This is a genomic window from Ensifer sp. EB106-03-01-XG145 (assembly GCF_058792075.1).
Map to the genome: position 1 here is coordinate 32503 of NZ_JBYTEC010000013.1, position 15001 is coordinate 47503.

Sequence of the window (15001 nt, forward strand, 5' to 3'; positions counted from 1 at the left end):
AGAGGGTTAGGGTGAGGGGCAGAATTGCTCTCAGATCATGCCGAACTCGCAGCCCCCCGGAACGCCACAAGCACTCCCGTTGAATCCACTTGTGAGCCACCTGATTCAAGCCGGCAGCCCCAGCCGATAAGCCCCTGTCTCGACTCTCAAATTCGCGCCTACCGCGCCGCCTCGCCGTCCTGCAGGCTGCGCTCCAGCGCCGCCATCCGGTGGCGGTGGCCGCCGGCCTCGTAGCCGACGATGGTGACGACGGGCGCGAGCGTCAGGATGATCAGGCACATCGCCATATCGAGCCCAAGCATCGCCACGACGACGGACGCGATCAGCACCAGCGCCGTGCCGCAAAGCAGCCAGAGATGCAGCCGGTTCGTCTGCCGCAGCAGATACGCGTACATCGCGTAGAGCAGGCCGATGTAGAGTCCGACTGGAACCGCGACTGTCAGCACAGTTGCGACCGAGCTGATATGGGCCTTGTGCTCGATATAATAGGCCGCCACGTGCAGCCCGGCGCCGGTGGCGACTATCGCGGCGAAGATCGGTATGTGGCCATAACCCCAGACGAAGGACCGCTTGAGGCGGTGGTGGTGCAGCACCTCGGCGCTCGGCAAAAGGAAATAGATCCACCACATGCCGAAAGTGAGCCCGGTGCCGGCGAGGCAGACGAGCGCAACGTCGAGGTTCCAGCCCTCGCCCTCGACCACGGCAGAGATCGAGGCGACCGTTCCGACCACCCCTTCCCCGAGCGCGATGATCGCCAGCAGCCCGTAACGCTCGGCGATGTGATGCGCATGCCAGGGCGTGCCGCCATAGTGCATCTCGGCAATGTAGGGGCCGAGCATCTCGATCGCCGTCAGCGCGACGACCAGGGCAAAGGTCACCGCCAGCGAGAAGTCGAAGAAGATCAAAACGATCCAGCCAAGCTGGGCGACGCTGATCGCCTTCACATAGGCCATGCAGGCTTCCCGCCGCGCCGGATCCTGCCGGCTGGCGCGCAGCCACTGGAAGACCATCGCGACGCGCATGACGACATAGCCGAGCACCATGACGCCGTTGTTGAGGTGCTCGCCCTTGTCGATCGATTCGAACATCGGCGGCAGGCCGATCGCCAGGATCAGCACGCCGACCATCTGCACCATGGTGACGCTGCGAAAGATCCAGTCGTCGGTGTCGTAGGCCGAAGCGAACCAGCTGAAGTTGATCCAGGCCCAGCAGATGGCGAAGGTGGCAAAGCCGAAGCCGATCAGCCCTGCGGTGAAGTGGCCCTCGGCGAAGAGATGCGCGAGCTGCGAGGCGGCCAGGCTGAAGGCGATGACGAAAGTGAGGTCGAACAGCAGTTCGAGTGTCGTCGCAGTCCTGTGATGTTCGTGCGTATCACGTCCACTCATGCGCGCCACGTGGTGATGGCTGCTCGGATGCGGCTCGGTCGAGGTTGTTTCGCTCATGCGGTGACGCCCTTTTCAACGATCTGCAAGCATATTCAAATATTTGCGGAAGCGTCGTCAAGGCAGGTAGAACGCTGCACGTAAAGCGCCCGGCATTACTGCCGGGCGCTTCGTCACGATGCCTGAGGGAGGATCAACGGGCGTCGCGATATTGGGTTCAGGCCTTAGCAAGAGAGGAATGCGGGCGGAAAACCGCACACACTTTCCTCACCCCGCTCTGACGGAATCCAGGCGATCGATCGCATCGACGTTGCCGGCCGAAGGACCATTCGGGTCGAACTCGGACGCGAGCCAGGTATCGACGATCGACTTCGCCAGCTCCGGACCGATGACACGTGCGCCCATGGTGATGATCTGGGCGTTGTTCGACTTCGCCGCACGCTCGGCCGAATAGGTGTCGTGCGTCAGTGCTGCACGGATGCCCGGGACCTTGTTGGCCGAGATGCAGACGCCGATACCGGTGCCGCAGAACAGGATGCCGCGGTCGTGCTTGCCCTCGACGACCTGCTGCGCCAACTTCTGCGCGAGATCCGCGTAAAAGCCGGACTGGCTGAGGTCCACGACCTCCACGTCGTCCCTGCCGCCGAGATGGGCGGCGATGACGTCCAGCAGGGGCTTGCCGGCGCTGTCTGCCCCGATTGCAATCTTCATGATTGTTCCTTTCCATTCTTCAGGAACTGCCGCGGCCGAAGGCTCAGATCGCCTTTACGACACGCTGCAGAATGTCGAGATAGCCGGCGACGTCCCAGGCGGAGCGGCCGATGAAGAGGCCGTCGATATGCGGCTCAGTGATCAGTTCTTCGCAATTGCCGGGATTGACGCTGCCGCCGTAGAGCACCGGCACGCGCCTGCCGAGCGCCGCTTCGGCGACGTGAGCGATGCGCTTGTGGCGCTCGTCCGCATAGTCTGATGTCGCCGGAATGCCGTTGACGCCGATCGCCCAGACGGGCTCATAGGCGAGCAGGATCGTCGCTTTCTTCGCCTCGCCTTCGAGAAGCGCCAGTGCGCCTTCGACCTGACGCTTCAGCACTGTGTCCGCTTCGCCCGCTTCGCGCTCGGCCAGTGTCTCGCCGATGCAGATCAAGGGCACCAGCCCATGGCGCACAGCCGCCGCCGTTTTCAGGCCGACGGTGCGATCCGTCTCGCCGAAATGTTCGCGCCGCTCGCTATGGCCCAACTCGACCACGTCGAGATTGCAATCCTTCAGCATCAGCGGCGAAACCTCGCCGGTCCAGGCGCCGGCATCGTCCCAGTGCATGTTCTGCGCGCCGACCTTGACGCTGGTTGCGGCAAGCCGCGCCTTGACCTCGCGCACCGCCGTGAACGGCGGGATGACGAAGCGCTGGACACGATCGTCGCGCGTCGCATCGGTAGCAGCCAGGCCATCGGCAAAGACCATCGCCTCGGCCAGCGTCTTGTTCATCTTCCAGCTGGTGCCGACCCAGAGCCCGGACTTGTTCATGCTTTCTCCGATGTCTTGCTATTGCCGACCCTGACCAGCCGAATGCCTGCCTCTTCGAGTGGTGCTGCATGCTCGGCAGCCACTTCGGCGCCGGTCAGCACCGCATCGAAGGCATCGAGGCCGGTCAGGAAATGGAGCGCCGAGCGCCCGAATTTGTCGTGGTCCACCAGCAGGTATTTGCGCTTGGCCGCCTTCACCATCAGGCGCTTGGCCTGCACCACCTCCTGGTCCTGGTGGAAGGCCGTCGTCCCTTCGATTGCCGAGCTCGACAGAAAGGCGATGTCGACGCGCAGCGACCGAAGCGCCTCGTCGGTGACGATGCCGAAGAAGCCGTTGAACTTCTTGCTGTACTGGCCGCCGAGCGCGATGACGTTGATGCCGGCAGTACCCGAAAGGCTGGTGATCACGCCAAGATTGTTGGTGATGACCGTCAGCGGGCGGATGTCGCGGATGCACTCAGCGATCGCGCCCGTCGTCGAGCTGTCGTCGATCAGGATGCTCTGCCCCGGCTCGATCAACGAGGCTGCATGTTCGGCGATCAGCCGCTTTTCGGCGGTGGCGATCTTCTCACGGTAACGGAAGTCGCTTTCGAATTGTGGGCTCGACTGGATCGAGGCGCCGCCATGCACCTTGCGCAGCAGGCCCGCCTGTTCGAGGTCGTCGAGGTCGCGATGCACCGTCATTTTGCTGACGCCAAAGCGTAAGGACAGGTCTTCGACAGACGCCGTACCGGCCTCCATCAGCACATCCATGATCGCCTGTCGCCTGTCTTCCGGCTTCATCGTCTCAGCCCCAATCGCGCGCAGCCATGGCCGCGCTCACAGTGAGAAGATAACAGCTATTTGTTACATTTCAATTTCTGTTGTGTGATTTTGTGATATTTCAATGTGATTTCTGTGGGCGATTAAAGCCCGTGTCGATGTAAGGTTCCCAGAATTCGACGGACTCCCGGATCATCTCGACCACGTTGTGATCGGTCGGCTCGCGCTCGCGGAAGGAAAGCTCCAGGCAGATCTCGTTATCGGTGCCGCCACCGGCTTTGACTGCGCCGATCAGCTTGTCGGGCGTGATGCGGCCGTCCCTGTTGTAGGCGGCGGTGAACGGCCAGTGGCCGCCCTTATTCATCGACGACTGCTTGATGTGGATGATCGGCGAGCGCTCGGGGAACGCCCCGGCCCAGGCATAGGGATCGATATCATCGGGATTGTCCGAGGTGACGTCGCCATGGTCGATATCGACCATCATCTTCATCGGAATCGGCAGATCGGCCTCGGCCAGCCGCCGGTCGAGCGATCGGCATTCCTCGATCGTGTGGCCGAATTCGCGGCCGACCGACATCGGCTCCCAGAAGACGTAGGAGAGCCCCGCCGCCTTGCCGTGCTCTGCCACTTCGCGCCAGCATTCGATGGCGATCCGCATCATCTCCTCGCGCCGCGCCGGATCGTCGTAATCCCTCAGCGTGAAGATCGCGAACTGCGTGCCCATGCCGGACGCGCCGAGTTCGGCGGAGATATCGGCAAAGGTCTTGAACCAGTCGACATAGTATCGTCGGACATCCGGGTCCGGATGGCCGAAATGGTTGAGCCGGCCATAGGGCCCGGTCATGCCCGAGGTGACCTTCACGCCGGTGCGATCAAGCGCCCGCCGAAACTGTCTGAGGGTCTTGGCGATCGTCGCCGCCGGCCAGCCGGGATTGACGAATTCATGGGTCAACTGCACGTAGCCGATGCGGATCTGGTCGGCGATGGTGTCGATCAGGTCGTCGGCCTCGGCGAAGCGGTTGACCAGCGGATTGGTGTTGAGCGACAGCGTGAAGGCCACGACCTTACTCCCGGCTACCAGTGAAATTTCGGAAGGATGAAATCGGGAGACGCGCCGTGCTCGGCAAAGAGCCGGCGACGTTCCTCGTCCACGGCGTGTTCCAGGATCCCGGTCGTCACCAGCACGGAATGCAGCCCCGCATTCGCCGCACCGGCGATGTCATGCTCTATGCTGTCGCCGATGGCACAGACCCGCGTCGGATCGGGATGACCGAGGAAGTCGAGCGCGAGCGCGTAGATGTCGGCGAAGGGCTTGCCGATCCAGCGCACCTTGCCGCCAAGTTCTTCGTAGAGGTCGGCGATGCGACCGGCACCAAAGGCGGTACCCGTCTTCGTCAGCATCACCTTGTCGGGATTGGTACAGAGGCAGGGAACGCCACGCGCGGCCGCCGGTGCCAGCAGCGCCTCATAGTGAGAGAGCGGATAGAGATCGCCTTCGCTCGCCGAAAGCAGCACGATATCGGCATCAGCGCCGCTTGTCGTGCGCTCGAGGTCGAGCCCTTTGATCGGCGACAGATCGTTGTCACGGCTGATCAGCAGGCACTTGCGCGGCGTGCCTGCGCTGCCTGCGCCTTCTCGCTTGAGGATCTGCCAGGCGACCTCCCCCGAAGTCAGGAACCAGTCCCAGCTGCCGGCGGCAAAGCCGATGTCTACAAGGCGACGGTCGTTCTCCGCGGAACGTTTGCCCGAGTTGGAGAGGATGATGATGCGTTTTCCGGCATCCTTCAGCCGCACCAGCGTGTCGGCCGCCACCGGATACGGACCGCGCCCGTCGCGCAGCACGCCGAACTGGTCGATCAGGAAGGCGTCGTAGCGATCGGCAATCTCGCTGAGGCCGGCGATCGTCTCGATAACCGTCACAGCACACCCGCCTTTCTGGCGCCGGCAAGCGCAAGCCGCGCCGTGCCGGCGGCTGCCTCTTCGGACAGAACCGGCAGGAATGGGACGCCGAGCTTGCGCATGCGGATCGCGGTCCAGGCCACATTCTTCGCGCCGCCGCCGACGCTGCGGAGCGAACGGAGCGCCGGTCCGCCGAGCTCGGTCAGCCGCTGGTAGGCAAGGCTCTCGACCCCGGCGATGCCTTCGAAGATTGCCTTGAGAAAGGTGGCATCATCGGCCGGCCGTGGGCTCATCCGCGGCAGAAAATCCGGATCGGCGACCGGAAAACGCTCGCCGGGTTTGACGAGCGGATAGTAGTCGAGCCCGGTATCGACGACCGGGTTGATCTTCTCAGAAAGCACGGCGATCCTTTCCGGCAAGAAATGCTCGGCGAGCACCACCCCGCCGGTATTGGATGCCCCGCCCGCAAGCCACATCTCGCCGATGCGGTGGCTGTAAAGCCCGTATTCCGGCGCAAACAGCGGCCGTTCGGAGAGCATCTTCACCGTCAAAGTCGTGCCAAGCGCGCTGACGCCGTCCCCCGGCTGATCGGCGCCCGTTGCCAGGAACGAGGCGCACCCGTCCGTGGTGCCGGCAACGACCACCACGGCGGCTGAAAGCCCGAAGGCTTCAGCCGCTGCCGGCGCGATGGTCGCGATCGGCGCGCCGGCTGGCAGCACGTCTGGCAAAAGCTCGACACGCGCTCCCGTCCTTCCGATCCACTCCGGCCACGAGCGTGATACCGGGTCGTAGCCAGTCTTGAGGGCATTGTTTTCGTCGGAGACATCATAGAGCCCGGTGAAATGCCCAGCGAGCCAATCGGCTTGATGGATCACCCGGAAAACATCCGGCACCGACTGGAAGGCGAGAAGCTTGGCAAGGCCGGATGTGGCGCCATGGGCGGCGCTCTCCCGCGGCGCATGGTTAGCGATCGCATCGAGAAGAGCGCGGTCGCCAACCGGGTCGTTGTACATCATCGGCGTCGCCAGCGGCGCGCCCGTCGGATCGACCGGCAGCACCGTGCCGGACGTGCCGTCGATCGAAAGTGCTGAGACCTTCTGCCGATCGATGCCGCCGAGCGCTTCGGCAAGCGCCACCTGCACCGCCTTCCACCAGCCGATCGGATCGCGGTGATCGTCGCTGTGGGACAAAAGCTTCGCCGCACCCGATGCGACGACGCTACCATCTGCCGCCATGGCCACTGCGCGCGCGCCCGACGTACCGATATCGATGCCGACCACGAGCTTGCGATCGTCGCCGCTCATTGCAGTACCTGCCCTGCACGGTTGAGCTGCTGGCGGTATTTCTCCGCGTCCCAGCCGAGAAGCTCGGCGTTCTCCGCTTCGGTCAGGTAGCGCAGGCGAGCATCCGCCGGAATGCGTGCCGTCACGTCAGCGAGGCACCGCGCCATGGCGAAGGCGCCGGCCGAAATTTCCTTCTGCACCAGCACGCCCTTGCCGGGGAAGAGCAGCAACGGCGGCAGGCTCTCGCCGGCTGCGCGCCGCTTCTCCTCGATCGATAAGGCAGTCTCGCCGGGAGCGGCTACTACGACGCCCTTGCCGAGGAAGATCACATGATCGGGATAGAGGCTGCCGCCAGCCGCAAGCCGGCAACTGTCGAGATCGGCCGCCACCGTGTGCAGGTACGGATCCTCCGGCAGCCGGTAGTCGCTGTCGACGGCAAGCCGCGAAAGCGCCGCCACATCAGCCGCCGGCGCCTCCCGCCTCTGCCCGGTCAAGCAGCGCGTGATGTCGGTCAAAAGGATCGCCGCATCCGTCACGCTATCAGCAGCGACGACGAGGCCATGGTTGCCGAGAACCAGCGCCGAGGTGTTGTCCTGCACCCGTTCGGCGATCGCCCGGGCAAGCGGCAGGCCTGGCCGGGCATAGGGCACAAAGACATGCGGGAAACCGGAAAGCCGCTCGGCGGCGATCGCGGCACCGATCGTCTGCACCGCCGTCGCGATCGTCTCGACGCAATGCACATGCACCACCACCCTCTGCGGCATCAGCGCATGCACCGTCGTTTCGATCGAAGGGCGCAGGCCAGAGGGGTTGCGCTCGGCAATCACGAAGTCCTGGGCCTTCTCCGTCGCCGGATCATTGCGCTCCAGCGCATCGAGCAACGGATCGAGCGCCACTGGCACCATGACGTCGCGCTGGCGGGCATGCGCCAGCCAGAGCCCCGAGGCCTTGATCCAGAGCGCCCCACCCTCCTTGATCGAGGTGTTGCCGCCCGCCCCCTGCACCAGCAGCGGATCCGACCCGATACGGGCCGAAAGATCGAGAAGCGCTTCGAATTCCAGACTTCGCATCTCGGTCTCCTTCAAGCCGCCGCCTGCTGACGTTCCAGCCAATGGGTGAAGGCCTGCCGCTCGGCCAGTGTCATGTGCAGGCCGTGTTTGGTCCGACGGTCAAGAATGTCGTCCGCCGTCAGCGCCCATTCGTTGTCGATGAGGAAGCGCGCCTCGCGCTCGCGAAGGAGCGAGCCGAAGGCCGGCCCGAGATCCTCGACCGCGGTGGCACCGGCAAGCAGCGCATGCGTCCTGGTGCCATAGAGCCGCGCATAATGCTTGGCGAGATCGGCGGGCAGAAAGCGGTAGCGTGCCTTGAGATCACCCAGGAACTGCTCGAAATCGGCATCCGCCATGTCGCCGCCCGGCAGATGGGCGCGTGCCGTCCAGGCCGGTCCCATCTTGGGGAAGAAGGGTTTCAGCCGTTCCAATGCATGTTCGGAAAGCTTGCGGAACGTGGTGATCTTGCCGCCGAAGACCGAGAGCAGAGGCGCCTGGCCATCGGCCGCATCGACCTCGAAAATATAGTCGCGGGTGACGGCGGAGGGGTTCTCGGCGTTGTCGTCATAGAGCGGGCGCACGCCGGAAAAGCTGTAGACGATATCGTCAGAGGTCAGTTGTTGCTTGAAGTAGCGGTTTACCGACTTCAGCAGATAGCTGATCTCGTTGCCGTCGGCCGATACGTCCTCCGGCCGGCCTTCGTAAGGGATATCCGTCGTCCCGATCAGCGCCAGGTCATTCTGGTAGGGGTTGATGAAGATCACCCGCTTGTCCGGGTTCTGCACCAGGTAGGCCTGCCGTCCCTCCCAGAACTTCGGCACGACGATGTGGCTGCCCTTGACCAGGCGCACGCTGCGGCTGGAGTTCAGCCCGCCGATCCGGCCGATGACGTCGTTGACCCAGGGGCCGGCCGTGTTGACCACACACCGCGCCCTCGCCTCGGTCTTCGCCCCGGTTCGCGTATCGGTCATCTCGATAAACCAGAGCCCGTCCCGCCGGCGGATCGCGCTGCAGGCGGTGCGCGTCAAGACCCGGGCGCCACGGGAGCGTGCATCGAGCGCGTTCAGAACCACGAGGCGGGCGTCATCCACCCAACAGTCGGAATACTCGAACGCCCTGCGATACTCGCGCTTGATCGGCGCGCCCTCAGGCGCGGTCGAAAGATTGAGGCTCCGCGTCCCCGGCAGCCGTTTGCGTCCGCCGAGATGGTCATAGAGGAAGAGCCCGAGCCGCACGAGCCAGGCCGGCCGATCCTCCGGGTTGTGCGGCAGCACGAAACGCATCGGCCAGATGATGTGCGGCGCGGACTGAAGCAGCACCTCGCGTTCGATCAGCGCCTCGCGCACCAGACGAAACTCGTAATATTCGAGATAGCGCAGACCGCCATGCACCAGCTTGCCCGAACGCGAGCTCGTGCCCTGCGCCAGATCGTCCTTCTCGCACAAGAGAACCGAAAGCCCTCGCCCGGCGGCGTCGCGCGCAATGCCCGCGCCATTGACGCCGCCGCCGATGACAAACAGATCATACACTCTGGTCTCGGAACCCACCGTCGTTACTCCTGTCGCCATCGCCGCCATGCCTCACGCCGCCTTCGTCTTGTCCTGCAGGCCATAGGTGGAGAAGCCCTCGATCACGCCTGATATCTCGGCCTCCGACAGGAGCACCGGGCCGCCGATCAGCAGCGTGTGGTAGTACTGCTTGGCGATCGTCTCGAGCTCGACCGCCGCCCACATCGCCTTCTCCAGGCTCGCGCCGGTCGCGATCATGCCGTGGTTCGCCATCAGGCAGGCACTGCGGCCTTCGAGGGCGCGCAAGACGCTGTCGGAGAGCGCCTTGGTGCCATAGCGCTCGTAGTCCGCGACGCGCACATCACTGCCGCCGAAGGCCGCGATCATGTAGTGGCAGGCCGGGATCGGCTTGCGGGCGATCGCCAGAATGGTCGAATACATCGCATGGGTGTGGACGACGGCACCGACCTCCGGCCGAGCGCGCAGGATGTCCAGGTGAAACGGCCATTCGACCGACGGCTTCTTCGGCCCTGACCAGCTTCCGTGTTCGCCCTCGATCGGCATGGCGACGATCATCTCGGCCGTCATCTCGTCATAGGGAATGCCCGAGGGCGTCACCAGCATGGTCTCGCCGTGGCGCAGGCTGATATTGCCCGACGTGCCCTGGTTGAGCCCGATGGCGTTCATGTGGCGGCAATGGTCGACGATCGACTGGCGCAGTTCGCGTTCGCTCATAACTGTCACCTCAGCAGGGATGAACCGGCGGCAGGCCGGCGATGTAGCGGCGGACTTCCTCGGCCGCCATTTCGGCGGCAAAGGTCACGGTGCGCACCGAGGCGCCGGCGATATGCGGCGTCAGCGTCACATTGGGGAGTTGCAGCAGCGGCCAATCCTCCGGTACCGGCTCCACGGCGAAGGTCTCCAGCATCGCCGCCGAGAGATGGCCGCTCAGCAGGTTTTCATAGAGCGCGTCGTAGTCGCAGAGCGGGCCACGCGCCGTGTTCACGAAGATCGCGCCCGGCTTCATCTTGGCGAAGGTCTCGGCGTTCATCATATTGCGCGTCTCCTCCGTGACGCGGGGATGCAGCGTCACGAGGTCCGAGCGGGACAGAAGATCGTCGAGCGAGACCTGCTCGACGCCAGCATTGAGGTCGTCCGCCGAAAGCTGCACATAGGGGTCGTGCACCAGCACCTTGGTGCCGAAGGCGCGCAGCAGACGCACGACCTTCGTGCCGATATTGCCGTAGCCGATGACGCCAATGGTCATTTCGCAGAGTTCGCGGCCGGTGCGGTCGGCGCGGTAGAGATCGCCGCGCCATTCGCCCTTCCGCAGCGCCTCATGGCCGGTGCGGATCAGCCGCGTCTCGGCGAGGATCGCGCCGAGGGTAAATTCGGCAACGGCGCTTGCATTGCGGCCGGGTGTGTTAACGACGCGCACACCTGCGTCGCGCGCCGCACCCATGTCGATGTTCACAGGTCCGCCGCGCGAGACCGCGACGAGCTTGAGGCCGGGCAGTGCCGCCAGCATCCCCCGAGACAGCGGCGCCAGCTGCGTCACCAGGATTTCCGCGTCGCCGATGAAGCCGACGATGTCCTCGGGCTTGCCGAGGTATTCCTTCAGCCCGTCCATGCCTTCGACGGCATAGCCGTGCTCCATCGGCACATCGGGCCAGGGCAGTTCGAGCGTGCGGATGTCATGGCCGTTGCCGGTCGCCTCGACGATCTTGTCGCGGAAGACGTCCGGCAGCATGAACCGGTCGCCGATAATGGCTATCTTCTTCATTTCGGTCTTTCCTGTTGATTTCCGGCGTCAACACCTTGGGAGAGTGCGTGCCAGACGGGTCTGAGCGCTGTTCGCGACTGCTGGTAGGCGGGGAAGAGTTCGTCAAAGCGACAGCTAAGCACCGGATCGGCGGCTTCCGCCGGTCGTTGGTAGGGGGTGACCCAATCGCCGAGGCAATCGGCCATCGAGGGATAGATGCCGAGCGAGACGGCGGCGATCATGGCAGCACCGGCAGCACCCGCCTCTTCCCGTTCGCTCGTCTGGACGCTGGCGCCGAGCGCCGCTCCGAGGATGCGGCGGAGCGAGGCGCTGCGGGCAGCACCACCCGTCAGCTGGATGCGCGCCGGCAGCGGCCCCATTTCCGCGTAGCAATCGCGCGCCGCCATGGCGAGCCCGTCAAAGACCGCCTTCACCATGTCGCCGAAACCGTGGGTGATCGAGAGGCCGACGAAGGAGGCGCGGGCCGAGGCGTCGACGAAAGGCCCGCGCTCGCCCGCCTCCGAGATATAGGGCTGGAAGATCAGCGGCGTGTCCTTGGCGTCCGCAAGCCAGCCGTCGACATGGGAAAGCAGTTCGTCCTTCGATTTTTCGACGCCCATGCCCTTGAGCAGCCCGGATGCCACCGACAGGATCCAGTCGATGTTGAGCGTCGCTGCCATATTCGACTGCATCTGCGCATAGGTGCCCGGGATCGGCATGCACATGGTGTAGCCGGTCAAGTCGCGGTTGAGGCGCACATCGTCGGCACCGTTGGCCAGTCGCATATGCATGCCGGTCGAACCGATGATCGAGCAGCCAGTATCGGTGCCGGGATCATAGAGGCCGGCACCGAGCGCGGTGCAGACCACATCGACGTAACCGAGCACAACAGGCGTGCCTTCGGTGAGCCCCGTGATGCGAGCGGCTTCGGCCGAAAGCAGGTGATGGGTCGAGGCACCATCGACGATCTCGGGCAGCACATGCTTCAGCTTTTCGAGGCCGAGGAAGGCGATGACGTCGTCGTTGTAGCTGCGGGTGCGGAAATTGCCGAAGCTGAAATTGGCCTCGGATGGGTCGGTCGCCCGCTTGCCGGTCAGCTTGAAATAGAGCCAGTCCTTGCAATGGAACGTCGTTGCGACACCGTTGAGCATCTCGGGCGCATGGTCGCGCATCCAGCGAAGCTGCGGGCCCTGCTGGCAGGCGGCGAGCCCCACGCCCGTGCTTTGAAAGCGGTCGATATCGCCGCTGTCGGCGCGCAGCCGCTCCACCGTCTCGCCGGCGCGCGCATCGAGCCAGAGCCAGCCCTTGCCGACAGGCGCGCCGTCCCTGTCGATCATCCAGGTGCCGTCCCCCTGACCGGTCACCGCGATCGCGGCAACACGGCCAGGGAGGTTTTCGATCTTGTCGGAGAGCTGCTTGAGCGTCGCTGCCGCATCGGCCCAGGTCCGGTCGAGATCTTGCACGCTGCCGGCGCGGCCCACGGCCTCATAGGCGTTCGGCAGGGCCGCCATGGCGATCTGCCGACCGCGCAGGTCGAAGGCCACCGATTTGATGACCGACGTACCCGCATCTATGCCGATGAGGATGTCCCGCATCAGGCGAGCTCCTGTCCATGGCTGATCGCCCGGCCGCTTTCGCCGTCGAAGACATGCAGGCTCGACGGGTCGAGATGGATGCCGATCGGCTGGCCGACATCAAGCTCCGTCCGGTCGTGCTCGACCAGCACCATGGTGCCGCCGGCAAAATCCGCGGCGATATGGGTCTGGTCACCCAGCCATTGGTTGACGGCCACGCGGCCGGTGACGCCGTCGGCGCTGCGGCGCACCGAATAGGGCCGGATGCCGAGCACCACCTTCTGCCGCTGAACCAGCGCATCACGCACCGCATGCGAGAAGTCCGAGGCTGAATATTCGAGCCGCACGCCATCCTTGAGGCCGAAGGCAACTTTGCTCTCCGATCCCGAAACGCTGGCCTCGAAGACGTTCATCGGCGGCTCGCCGACGAAGGTGCCGGTGAAGAGATTGGCCGGCCGCTCCTTGATCTTCTGCGGGGTGTCGAACTGCTGCAGCACCCCGCCTTCCATGACGGCGATGCGGTCGGCGAGCGCGTTCGCCTCCGTCTGGTCGTGGGTGACGAGGATCGCCGTCAGCCCGCGCTCCTTGATGTAGTGCTTGATGCGACCGCGAAGCAGTGCGCGAAGCTGCGGCTCCAGTTGTCCCATCGGCTCGTCGAGCAGATGCAGGTTGGCATCGCGGATGAGAGCGCGCCCAAGCGAGGCGCGTTGCTGCTGGCCGCCGGAAATCGAGCTCGGGTAGCGCCCGAGGATGTCCTCGATTTCCAGAAGCTTGGCGATACCAGCGACCTTCTCGTCGACGACGCCCTGCGAAAGCTTCGACGCCTTCAGCGCGAAGGCGATGTTCTCGCGCACCGTCAGCGGCGGGTAGAGCGAATAACCCTCAAACGCCATGGCGACGTTGCGGCGCACCGGCGGCAGGGTCTGGACCGCACGGCCGGCAAGCGAGATCGTGCCACGCGAGACCGCCTCGAAGCCGGCGATCATCCGCAATGTCGAGGTCTTGCCGCAGCCGGACGAGCCGAGCAGCGCGATGATCTCGCCCTTCTGAACATCCATGTTCAGCTTCTTCACGGCATGCACGCCGTAATCGACAGGGCCGTAGAACTTGTCGACGTCCTTGATCAAAAGAGCGGTGTCGGTCATGCCGCTTCTCCACTGCGCTTGGCTGCGAGGTCGGCGCGCGGCAGCAGGGCGCCGCTCGTCTTGTCGAAGAGGAAGGCCTGCATGCCATTGACGGCAATATGGGCCGGGCCTGCGACCGGACCAGGCGTACCAGCCGGACGCGACACCAGGATTTCGCGGCCACGCGCGGTCAGTGCCAGCGTCACGGTCTTTTCGTTGAGCGGCGTTTCCGCCTCCACCGTCACGGGGATCGCGCCGGGTGCAACGGCATCGGCAAAGCTGATCGCCTCCGGCCGCAGGCCGAGGACGCATTCCTTACCCGCGACATCGGCATCATAATCGGCAAGGCGTACCCGGACATTCGAGAGTTCGACGAAGACGCCTTCACCGCCACGCTGCGGCACGACATCGAGCAGGTTGATGGTGGGATCGCCGAAGAGCCGCGCGATCTCGATATCAGCCGGCGCATTGTAGATTTCCTGCGGCGTTCCGACCTGGCGGATGCGGCCAGCGGCCATGACGGCGATGCGGTCACCGAGCGCCATCGCCTCCTTGTAGTCCTGGGTGACGTAGACGACGGTTGCGCCTTGCGCCGCGAGCAGCCGCGGCAGTTCCAGCCGCATCTCGAAGCGGAGCTTTGCATCGACGTTGCGCAAGGGATCATCCAGCAGCAGAAGCGGCGGCGAGCCGACGAGCGCGCGGGCAAGCGCGGTCCGCTGCTTCTGGCCGTTGGAAAGCGCCTTTGGGTGATGGCTCAGCACATGGTCGATCTTCAGCAGTTTCGCGACCTTCTGCACGCCGGCGGCGATCCTGTCCTTCGACGATTTCGTCGCCGTCAGCGGGCTTGCGATATTGTCGAAGGCGCTCATGTGCGGGAAGAGCGCAAAGTTCTGGAAGGCCATGCCGACGCCGCGATGCTCGGCATCGACGTCGGTCATGTCCTCGCCGCCGATCAGCACCCTGCCCTCGTCCGGCTCGATGACGCCGGCGACCAATCGCAGCAGCACGGTCTTGCCGGCACCGGAAGGGCCGAAGAGCACCAGCCGCTCGCCATCGGCGACGTCGAGCGTCAGGTCGTCGAGAACCGTCTGGCTCTTGTAGCGCTTGACGATATTCTTCAGTTGCAGCGTGGTCATG

The 15001-nt window shown here is 64.6% G+C and carries 14 protein-coding genes; all 14 read right to left on the minus strand.

Translation table 11 applies throughout. The annotated features are described in order from the left end of the window. Nucleotides 1-158 precede the first annotated feature (158 nt). The gene (locus AC3WWH_RS25245) at nt 159-1442 is read right to left on the minus strand and encodes a low temperature requirement protein A (RefSeq protein WP_058321848.1); all 1284 of its coding nucleotides are present in this window, start codon (nt 1440-1442) and stop codon (nt 159-161) included. A gap of 207 nt (nt 1443-1649) precedes the next feature. Then, nucleotides 1650-2093, minus strand: coding sequence for a D-erythrulose-4-phosphate isomerase (gene derI / locus AC3WWH_RS25250; protein ID WP_058321847.1), 444 nt, complete (start codon nt 2091-2093; stop codon nt 1650-1652). Between the two features lie 43 nt (nt 2094-2136). Further along, nucleotides 2137-2904 carry a triose-phosphate isomerase gene (locus tag AC3WWH_RS25255; RefSeq protein ID WP_058321846.1) on the minus strand — a complete coding sequence of 256 codons (768 nt, stop codon included), beginning with the start codon at nt 2902-2904 and terminating at the stop codon, nt 2137-2139. After that, nucleotides 2901-3686 (minus strand): DeoR/GlpR family DNA-binding transcription regulator, encoded by a 786-nt coding sequence (locus AC3WWH_RS25260; RefSeq protein ID WP_058321845.1) that lies wholly within the window; start codon nt 3684-3686, stop codon nt 2901-2903. The genes AC3WWH_RS25255 and AC3WWH_RS25260 overlap by 4 nt, the downstream gene beginning before the upstream one ends. 100 nt (nt 3687-3786) lie before the next feature. After that, the gene (locus AC3WWH_RS25265) at nt 3787-4725 is read right to left on the minus strand and encodes a sugar phosphate isomerase/epimerase family protein (protein ID WP_058321844.1); all 939 of its coding nucleotides are present in this window, start codon (nt 4723-4725) and stop codon (nt 3787-3789) included. 14 nt (nt 4726-4739) lie between these two features. After that, nucleotides 4740-5585, minus strand: coding sequence for a TIGR01459 family HAD-type hydrolase (locus AC3WWH_RS25270; RefSeq protein ID WP_057253367.1), 846 nt, complete (start codon nt 5583-5585; stop codon nt 4740-4742). Beyond that, nucleotides 5582-6868: an FGGY-family carbohydrate kinase gene (locus tag AC3WWH_RS25275; RefSeq protein WP_058321843.1), complete on the minus strand. Its 1287-nt coding sequence runs from the start codon at nt 6866-6868 to the stop codon at nt 5582-5584. Before AC3WWH_RS25275 ends, AC3WWH_RS25270 begins: the two co-directional genes overlap by 4 nt. Then, on the minus strand, nt 6865-7917 hold the full coding sequence (locus AC3WWH_RS25280; RefSeq protein WP_058321842.1) for a class II aldolase/adducin family protein: 1053 nt from the start codon (nt 7915-7917) through the stop codon (nt 6865-6867). The genes AC3WWH_RS25275 and AC3WWH_RS25280 overlap by 4 nt, the downstream gene beginning before the upstream one ends. A gap of 11 nt (nt 7918-7928) precedes the next feature. Continuing rightward, entirely contained in the window at nt 7929-9464 is a 1536-nt protein-coding gene (locus AC3WWH_RS25285) for a glycerol-3-phosphate dehydrogenase (protein WP_058321868.1), read from the minus strand. A gap of 12 nt (nt 9465-9476) precedes the next feature. After that, entirely contained in the window at nt 9477-10139 is a 663-nt protein-coding gene (locus AC3WWH_RS25290; RefSeq protein WP_058321841.1) for a class II aldolase/adducin family protein, read from the minus strand. Nucleotides 10140-10149: 10 nt separating this feature from the next. Beyond that, nucleotides 10150-11187 carry a 2-hydroxyacid dehydrogenase gene (locus tag AC3WWH_RS25295; RefSeq protein WP_058321840.1) on the minus strand — a complete coding sequence of 346 codons (1038 nt, stop codon included), beginning with the start codon at nt 11185-11187 and terminating at the stop codon, nt 10150-10152. Continuing rightward, on the minus strand, nt 11184-12761 hold the full coding sequence (locus AC3WWH_RS25300) for an FGGY-family carbohydrate kinase (protein WP_057253356.1): 1578 nt from the start codon (nt 12759-12761) through the stop codon (nt 11184-11186). Before AC3WWH_RS25300 ends, AC3WWH_RS25295 begins: the two co-directional genes overlap by 4 nt. Beyond that, nucleotides 12761-13885 (minus strand): ABC transporter ATP-binding protein, encoded by a 1125-nt coding sequence (locus AC3WWH_RS25305; protein WP_058321839.1) that lies wholly within the window; start codon nt 13883-13885, stop codon nt 12761-12763. The genes AC3WWH_RS25300 and AC3WWH_RS25305 overlap by 1 nt, the downstream gene beginning before the upstream one ends. Then, nucleotides 13882-15000 (minus strand): ABC transporter ATP-binding protein, encoded by a 1119-nt coding sequence (locus AC3WWH_RS25310; protein WP_058321838.1) that lies wholly within the window; start codon nt 14998-15000, stop codon nt 13882-13884. Before AC3WWH_RS25310 ends, AC3WWH_RS25305 begins: the two co-directional genes overlap by 4 nt. Between the last annotated feature and the right edge of the window lies 1 nt (nt 15001).